Origin of the sequence: Palleronia sp. (assembly GCF_042089775.1) — a bacterium.
GTDB lineage: Bacteria > Pseudomonadota > Alphaproteobacteria > Rhodobacterales > Rhodobacteraceae > Palleronia.
Genome location: NZ_JBELKF010000012.1, coordinates 56,787 through 64,955 on the forward strand (window position 1 = coordinate 56,787; position 8,169 = coordinate 64,955).

At 68.9% G+C, this 8,169-nt stretch carries 6 protein-coding genes and 1 pseudogene; 5 read left to right on the plus strand and 2 right to left on the minus strand.

Translation table 11 applies throughout. The features are described from left to right. Nucleotides 1-3 precede the first annotated feature (3 nt). From ACFDS3_RS05295 to glmM, 5 genes are all read left to right on the plus strand, one after another. Nucleotides 4-2,556 carry a putative PEP-binding protein gene (locus ACFDS3_RS05295; protein WP_375261303.1) on the plus strand — a complete coding sequence of 851 codons (2,553 nt, stop codon included), beginning with the start codon at nucleotides 4-6 and terminating at the stop codon, nucleotides 2,554-2,556. A 213-nt stretch (nucleotides 2,557-2,769) separates the two neighbouring features. Then, entirely contained in the window at nucleotides 2,770-3,435 is a 666-nt protein-coding gene (locus tag ACFDS3_RS05300; RefSeq protein ID WP_375261304.1) for a cell wall hydrolase, read from the plus strand. A 61-nt stretch (nucleotides 3,436-3,496) separates the two neighbouring features. After that, nucleotides 3,497-4,396: a dihydroneopterin aldolase gene (locus ACFDS3_RS05305; protein ID WP_375261305.1), complete on the plus strand. Its 900-nt coding sequence runs from the start codon at nucleotides 3,497-3,499 to the stop codon at nucleotides 4,394-4,396. Further along, nucleotides 4,393-5,397 carry a dihydropteroate synthase gene (gene folP / locus ACFDS3_RS05310; RefSeq protein WP_375261310.1) on the plus strand — a complete coding sequence of 335 codons (1,005 nt, stop codon included), beginning with the start codon at nucleotides 4,393-4,395 and terminating at the stop codon, nucleotides 5,395-5,397. Before ACFDS3_RS05305 ends, folP begins: the two co-directional genes overlap by 4 nt. After that, on the plus strand, nucleotides 5,394-6,740 hold the full coding sequence (gene glmM / locus ACFDS3_RS05315) for a phosphoglucosamine mutase (protein WP_375261306.1): 1,347 nt from the start codon (nucleotides 5,394-5,396) through the stop codon (nucleotides 6,738-6,740). The genes folP and glmM overlap by 4 nt, the downstream gene beginning before the upstream one ends. Here glmM and ACFDS3_RS05320 read toward each other — a convergent pair. Both ACFDS3_RS05320 and ACFDS3_RS05325 read right to left on the minus strand, forming a co-directional pair. Continuing rightward, nucleotides 6,737-7,636, minus strand: a complete 900-nt coding sequence (locus tag ACFDS3_RS05320; RefSeq protein ID WP_375261307.1) for a DMT family transporter — start codon at nucleotides 7,634-7,636, stop codon at nucleotides 6,737-6,739. The two genes, glmM and ACFDS3_RS05320, sit on opposite strands and share 4 nt — an antisense overlap. A gap of 189 nt (nucleotides 7,637-7,825) precedes the next feature. Continuing rightward, nucleotides 7,826-8,169: pseudogene (locus tag ACFDS3_RS05325) on the minus strand (ketol-acid reductoisomerase); the annotation flags it as partial.

Sequence of the window (8,169 nt, forward strand, 5' to 3'; positions counted from 1 at the left end):
GCAGTGCAGCACGAGGCCGACATCGCCGGCGTGACCTACATCACGCCGACCGCCAATATCCGCCCCAAGGCCCACGGGGGGCGGGCCAAGTGCCTGCAACGGCTGATCCGCCTTGGCCTGCCGGTCCCCGATACCTACGCAATCGACTTCGACACGGTCGGCCGCATCGCGCAGGGCGGACGGCTGGACGCCGAGGCGCTGGTCGCGGCGTTCGGGCCGGACCCCCTGGTCTCGGTCCGGCCGTCCTCGGCGGCCTCGGACTGGGGCGGGCCGCCTTCCGTGCTGAATATCGGCATGAACCGGGCCCGCCACGCCGCGCTCGCGCACAGGCTGGGGCCCGATGCGGCCGATGCGCTGTATTCGCGCTTCATCCAGTCCTTCGCCACGCAGGTCGCGCGGCTGAATCCTGACCTCTTTGACGGGCAGGGGATCGACCTGATGCTCGCCGCCTACGAAGAGCAGATGGACGAGCCCTTCCCCGAAGAGCCGGCCGAACAGCTTTCGGCCGTGCTGTCGGCCATGGCACGCGCCTGGGACGGCACCACCGCACGGCTGCTGCGCCGGGCGCGGGGCGCGCCCGAGGATGCGGGGCTGGGCCTCGTCGTGCAGCGCATGGTGCTGGGCGTCGGCAACCCGGCCAGCGGCGAAAGCGGGTCAGGCGTGATCCAGTTCGTCTCTTCCAAGACGGGCGAAGCGCGGATCACCGGCCGCTACCTGCGCCAGAGCCAGGGACGCGAGGCGCTGCTGCCGGGGGCGGGGGCGCTCTACCTCGCAAAGGACACGCGGGGGCCGTCGCTGGAAGAGGACTCGCCCGGCATCTACGCGGACCTGCAGAACTACGGCGGGCTCTGCCGAACGCGCCTGCGCGAAGAGATGCAGATCGAGTTCACCGTGCATCACGGCGCGCTGCACATCCTCGACGCGGTGCGGGTCAAGCGGTCGTCGCGTGCGGCGCTCCGGATCGCCGTGGCGCTGGCGACCGACGGCATCATACCCGAGGGCGAGGCCGTGCTGCGCATCGCCCCGCGCGCGCTTCTGGACGTGCTGCACCCGCAGGTGGATTCATCCGCGCGCCTGCCCCTGATCGCGCGCGGCATCGCCGCGAGCCCCGGTGCCGCGACCGGCAAGCTGGTCTTCAGCGCGGCTGCGGCGCAGGCGGCGCAGGCGCGCGAAGAGGACGTGATCCTCGTCCGGCGCGAGACCACGCCCGACGACGTGCTGGGGATGCACGCCGCCAAGGGTATCCTGTGCGAACGGGGCGGGCCGACCAGCCACGCCGCGGTGATCGCACGGGGGCTGGGCCTGCCTTGCGTCGTGGGCGCGTCCGAAATCGCCATCGACCCGCGCGCCCGGCTGTTCCGGGCCGCGGATGGCAGCACGTATCGCGAAGGCGACCTCGTCACGCTGGACGGTTCGAACGGGCGGGTGATCCAGGGGGCTGCGCCGCTGCTCGAACCGGCGATGGACGAGGCATTCCGCACCATCCTCGACTGGGCGGACGAACGGCGCGACATCGGCATCCGTGCCAATTGCGACACGCCCGAAGAGGCCCGCACCGCCGCGCGCTTTGCAGCCGAAGGCATCGGGCTCTGCCGCACCGAACACATGTTCTTCGATGAAGGCCGTCTGACCCCCATGCGCGAGATGATCTTCGCCGAGGGTCACGACGACCGGGCGGCCGCGCTCGACCAGCTTCTGCCCGTCCAGCGCGCCGATTTCATGGAGCTGTTCCAGATCATGGCGGGCAAGCCGGTGACGATCCGCCTGCTCGACCCGCCCCTGCACGAGTTCCTGCCGCAGGACCGCAAGGGCATGCTGGATCTTGCCGCCTCGCTCGACCTGCCGCTGGCTGCGGTCGAACGGCGCGTGCAGTCCCTGTCCGAGTTCAATCCGATGCTCGGGATGCGCGGCGTGCGGCTGGGGATCGCCATGCCCGAGATCTACGAGATGCAGGCCCGCGCGATCTTCGAGGCCGCCGTGCGCACGACGCCGCGGGTCACGCCCGAGGTGATGATCCCGCTCGTCTCGGCCCGCCGCGAGGTCGAGCTGGTGAAATCCCGCATCGACGCGGTGGCCGCGAAGGTGCGCACCGAAAGCGGAGTCGAGTTCGACTACAATCTCGGCGTCATGGTCGAGACGCCCCGCGCCGCCCTGCGCGCCGACGAGATCGCCGAATACGCGACCTTCCTCAGCTTCGGGACGAACGACCTGACGCAGATGACCTATGGTCTCAGCCGCGACGACGCCGGCCGGTTCATGTCGGCGTACGTGCGCGAGAAGGTCTTTACCGACGACCCGTTCCTGCAACTCGACACCGAAGGGGTGGGTGAGCTGCTGATTCTCGGGGCCGAGCGTGGGCGGCGGGGAAGGCCGGACGTGGTCCTGTCGATTTGCGGCGAGCATGGCGGCGACCCCGATTCCATCGCCTTCGTCCGCGCCGCCGGATTCGACTATGTCAGCTGTTCGCCCTATCGCGTTCCCGTGGCGCGCATGGCGGCAGCACATATTGCGATCCGCGAGCGGGGACGCACAACCACGTCCCCGCCCGAGCGCTGAACGCACGAGTTTTACATAATCGGCGGGAACCTGCGCACCGCGGGATTCAAGGGTTGGCCCGCGGGGCCTAGTTCACGTACGTCATCCCTCGCTTGCCAAGGGGCGCGACCGCATTGATCCGGGCCGGGACACGCACCCTTTTCGACATACCTGATACTCGGGGATTGCAGAATGCAGTGCGATGTTTTCGCGGCGCGCGCCGTTCGACGCGCTATGACGATTGTTGGCCTTGTTCTCGGCCTCACCACGTCGACAGCCGCCATTGCGGATGTCACCTTCGGCACCAAGTCCGCCCCGGATATCGAGATCGGACCGTCCCTTGGCGACCGCCTCGAAGGGATCGTTGGCCGGTCCGGACCCGAGGTCAAACCCGACGCCCAACAGTCACTGCGTGACGCGATTACCCGCCGCGGGCAAGGCGACACGAAGGATCTCCCCAAGATTTCGTATGACTATGGCTTCGTCGACACACTGCCGGCGGCCGACGGCAACGCCCAGTTCCAATGCCTGGCCGAGGCACTCTATTTCGAAGCGCGCGGCGAAACGGCCGAGGGCGTGTTCGCCGTGGCCGAGGTCATCCTGAACCGCGTCGACAGCAAGAAATTCCCCGACACGATCTGCAAGGTGGTGAACCAGGGCACCGGCCGCAAGTATGCCTGCCAGTTCAGCTATACCTGCGACGGCCTCCCCGAGGCGGTCGGCGAGCCGCGCATCATGGAGCGGATGGAGAAGATCGCCGGCCTGATGATCGACGGCGCCCCGCGCGACCTGACCGACGGCGCGCTGTTCTACCACACCAAGGCCGTGAGCCCCTACTGGGCGAGCGCGTTCGACCGCGTCACCACGATCGGCGAGCACCACTTCTACGTCCAGTCCTGACGACCTTCCGTCAGGGCCCGTTCTGCCGTAGAACGCCGGCCGTGGCGAGGAGAGGGCGATCATGGGTGAAGATGCCAAGCTGGCCTTCCAGCACCCCGAAGCCCGCGCGGCGGCCTATCCGCCAGCGGGCTTTCCCGACCGGATCTCCTTGCGCGACCATGTCGTCGAGGTCGAGATCGGCGCCTTTCAGCAAGAGCGTGGCCGCACGCAGCGGGTCCTCTTCAACGTCGTGGTCGAAGTCCGCCCCAGCCCGGCCGGTGCCACCGACGACGTCGACGACGTCCTCTCATACGACACCATAACCGAGGCCATCCAGGCGGCCCTGGGCGACGAGCGGCTGAACCTGCTCGAAACGCTGGCCGAGCGCGTCGCCGCCCGCCTTCTGGCCGAGCCGCAGTCGCTGCGCTGCTTCGTGCGGATCGAAAAGCTCGACCTCGGGCCGGGCGCGCTCGGGGTCGAGATCGTGCGCACCTCCGACGGGCCTGTGCGCGAGGTTGCGGACGACACCGCCCCGCATCCCGTCGTGGCCTTCCTGTCGAACGCCGCCATCGACGCGCCGGACCTTCCCGCGATCCTCGACCGGATCGAGGCGGACAGGCCGGTGATCCTCTGCGTCGGCCCCGCGCCCAATGCCGCGCCGCAGACGGGCCACGCGATGGTCCAGCGCCGCATCGACCTTCTCGCGATCGAACAGAACTGCTGGCGCCTTGCCGCCCGCGACGCCCGCTGCGTGGTGGTCGAGACGCGGACCGAGCTTGACTGGGCGATGAAGAAGGGCCGCACGACCGTCTGGGCGCCGTCGAAGCTGGTGCTGGATGCTGTCGAACCCCCATCCGCCCAGCCGCGCGACACCGTCGCCCTCGCCGCCTGGTTCGCCCGTCAGATGCGGGCGCAGCGCATGATCGTCGTGGGCGCCGACGCCCCCGCCACCGACCTGCCGACCGAGACGTGGCCGCTGTGATCTACTGGCGCCCGATCCCCCAAACTGGCCCCGCCCGCCCCCCGGAGGCGCTGACCCTCGCCGGCGGCTGGACGTGGTTCACCCATGTCGAGGCGCTGTCCCGCGGCGCCGCCCCCCGCGTCCTGCCCACCGATGCGCTGCCGGACGCAGTGCGCGACCGTCTTGTCGCGCCCCGTCCTTCGCTGGCCCGGCTCACGCTGGATCAGCCGCGGATCATGGCGATCCTGAACGTGACGCCCGACAGCTTCTCGGACGGCGGTGCCCATGCGGGCATCGAGGCCGCGCAGGCCCGCGCGCTGATCGCCGCGGGGGCAGACATCCTCGACGTCGGCGGCGAAAGCACTCGCCCCGGTGCGGCCGAAGTGCCCGTGGACGAAGAGACGGCCCGCGTCACCCCCGCGATCCGTGCCGCCCGAGCCGAGTGGGACGGGCCGATCTCGATCGACACACGCAAGGCCGCCGTCGCCCGCGCCGCCATTGCCGCCGGGGCCGACGTCATCAACGACGTCTCGGCCATGAGCTTCGACGCGGCAATGCCCGACACAGTCGCGGCCTCGGGCCTGCCCATCTGCCTGATGCACGCGCGGGGCGATCCCGCCACCATGCAGAACGAGCCGCGCTACGACGATGTGCTGCTCGACGTCTACGACCACCTCGCCGCTCGCATCGACGTGGCCGAATCGCACGGCATCCCGCGCGACCGGATCGTCGTCGATCCGGGCATCGGCTTCGGCAAGACGCTCGCCCATAACCTCGCGCTCATCGCGCGGCTGTCGCTGTTTCACGCCCTGGGCTGCCCCATCCTGCTGGGCGCATCCCGCAAGCGGTTCATCGGCACCCTCGGGGGGGCCGACACCGCCCGCGACCGAATGCCCGGATCGGTCGCCGTGGCGCTTGCAGCGGCGGCGCAGGGTGTACAGATACTTCGCGTTCACGATTTGGCCGATACAAGGCAGGCCTTCACCCTCTGGCAGGCGTCCACCACAGGAGAGACCCCATGACCCGCAAGCTCTTCGGCACCGACGGCGTGCGCGGCACGGCCAACACGCATCCGATGACGGCCGAGATGGCCATGAAGCTGGGCGCCGCCGCCGGCCGCTATTTCCGACGCGAGGGCGCGGGAGCGCATCGGGTCGTGATCGGCAAGGACACCCGCCTGTCGGGCTACATGTTCGAAAACGCGCTGACGGCCGGGTTCACCAGCGTCGGCATGAACGTGTTGCTGCTGGGGCCGGTGCCGACGCCGGCCGTGGGCTGCCTGACGCCCTCGATGCGCGCCGATGCGGGCGTGATGATTTCGGCGAGCCACAATCCGCACGAGGATAACGGCATCAAGTTCTTCGGCCCTGATGGCTTCAAGCTCTCTGACGAAGCCGAGGCCGAGATCGAGCGCCTCGTGCAGGAGGGCGCTCCGCTTGCGCGCCCCGACGACATCGGCCGCGCCAAGCGGATCGATGACGGCCGGTTCCGCTATGCCGAGCGGTTGAAGGCCACGCTGCCCACGGGCCACAGCCTCGAAGGGCTGCGCATCGTCGTCGACTGCGCCAACGGTGCAGCACACCGCGTCGCCCCCGAGGTCCTGTGGGAGCTTGGCGCCGAGGTCATCCCGTTGGGGGTCGAGCCTGACGGCCTGAACATCAACCTCAACTGCGGCTCGACGCGGCCGGAAACGGCGCAGCGGCTGGTGCGCGAGCGTCGCGCCGACCTCGGGATCTGCCTCGACGGTGACGCCGACCGCGTGATGATCATCGACGAGAACGGCGCGGTTGCCGATGGCGACCAGATCATGGCGCTGTTTGCCAGCCGCTGGGCCGAGGCCGACCGCCTCTCGCAACGCACGCTGGTCGCCACGGTGATGTCGAACCTCGGGCTCGAACGGTATCTGGGTGCGCGCGGGCTACAGCTGCACCGGACCAAGGTTGGCGACCGCTACGTGGTCGAGGCCATGCGCGCGGGCGGCTTCAACCTTGGCGGCGAGCAGTCGGGCCATATCGTCATGTCCGACCATGCCACCACCGGCGACGGGCTGCTGGCGGGCCTGCACTTCCTGACCGCTATCGTCGAAACCGGGAAGAAAGCGTCCGAGCTTGCCGGCCAGTTCGACCGGGTGCCGCAGCTTCTGAAGAACGTGCGCTATCAGCTGGGCGGCGCGCCGCTGGATGACGAAGGCGTGAAGAAAGAGATCGCCGCCGCCGAGGAACGCCTGAACGGCTCCGGCCGCGTGCTGATCCGCGCCTCGGGGACCGAACCCCTGATCCGCGTCATGGCCGAATGCGAGGACGAGGCCCTGCTGGCCGAGGTCGTCGACACCATCGCGGACCGCATCGCCCGCGCTGCCGCTTAGGCGCGCGCAAGGCCGCGCAGCGCATTCCACTGGCTGACCGCGAGGCCCGCCAGGATCAGCGCGAGCGCGGCGAAGAAGCGCAGCGGCAGCGCCTCGCCCAGCACGGCTGCGCCGAACACCATGGACCAGACCGGCACCTGGTAGTTCACCAGCGTCATGAAGACCGATCCGGCGGTTTGCACGACCCGCACCCGGATCAGCACGGCCAGCGCTGTCGGGATCAGCCCCAGCACCACGATCGCCGGGTCCGCCAAGGTGCCCGACAGGCGCGGCACGCCCTCGACCAGCAGCATTGCGGGGATCAGGACCGCGGCGCCGATCGTCAGCGTCGCCGCCGACAGCGTGACCGCGTCCATCGGTGGGCAGCGCCGGGTCAAAATCGACCCGACCGCGTAGGATACCGCCGCCGTCAGGCATGCGATCCGTCCCAGCGCTTCGGCGCCCCCGGTCCCGAACGAAAGCGCCCCCTGTCCCAACAGTAGCGCCGCACCAGTGAAGCCCAACGTGACGCCCAGCGCCCGCCGCAGGGACATGGGCTCGTCCGAAAAGACATGCGCCAGCGGCAGCACGAACAGCGGCAGGGCGGCCATGGACAGGCCGGCGAAGGCCGACGGCACGTATTGCTGCCCCCAGCTCAGCAGGAAGAAGGGCAGCGCGGTGTTGGAGATCCCGATGGGGATGGCGAAGGCCCAGATCCGCAGGTCGCGGGGAAAGCGTCGGCCCATGCTGCGCATCAGGATCAAAAGCGCCACGGCCCCCAGCGTCGTGCGCGCGCAGGCCACCGTCAGTGGGCCATAGCCACGCAGGGCGACCGACACGAACATGAATGTCCCGCCCCAGATCAGGCCGAGGAACAGGATGGAAAGCCAGTTTTCGAGGGTAGGGCGTTCGGTCATGGCGCCTTCCTAGGCCCGCGTCGGTGCGGGAAAAACCCCGGCATTCTGCGGCCGGGACAAGAAAAATCCGCGCGAACCGATTTCTCGGCCCGCGCGGGGAAAGTCCTACGGGACTCCGGCACTCCTCTTACGCGTTTCCTACAGAACTCTCACGAAAGTCCGACAGGCCGCGCCGAGGCGTGCGGTGCCTTAGTTCTTTTCCTTGTCGACCATGCGCCCGGCCGAGATCCAGGGCATCATGCCGCGCAACTTCTCGCCGACCTGCTCGATCTGGTGCTCGTCGTTCAGGCGACGGGTCGCCTTGAACATCGGCTGACCGACGGCGTTTTCTTGCATGAAGTCGCGCACGAACTTGCCGTTCTGGATGTCCGACAGGACCTCCTTCATGCGCTTCTTGGTCTCGTCATAGGGCAGGATGCGCGGGCCGCTGACATACTCGCCATACTCGGCCGTGTTCGAGATCGAGTAGTTCATGTTCGCGATGCCGCCTTCGTAGATCAGGTCCACGATCAGCTTCACCTCGTGCAGGCACT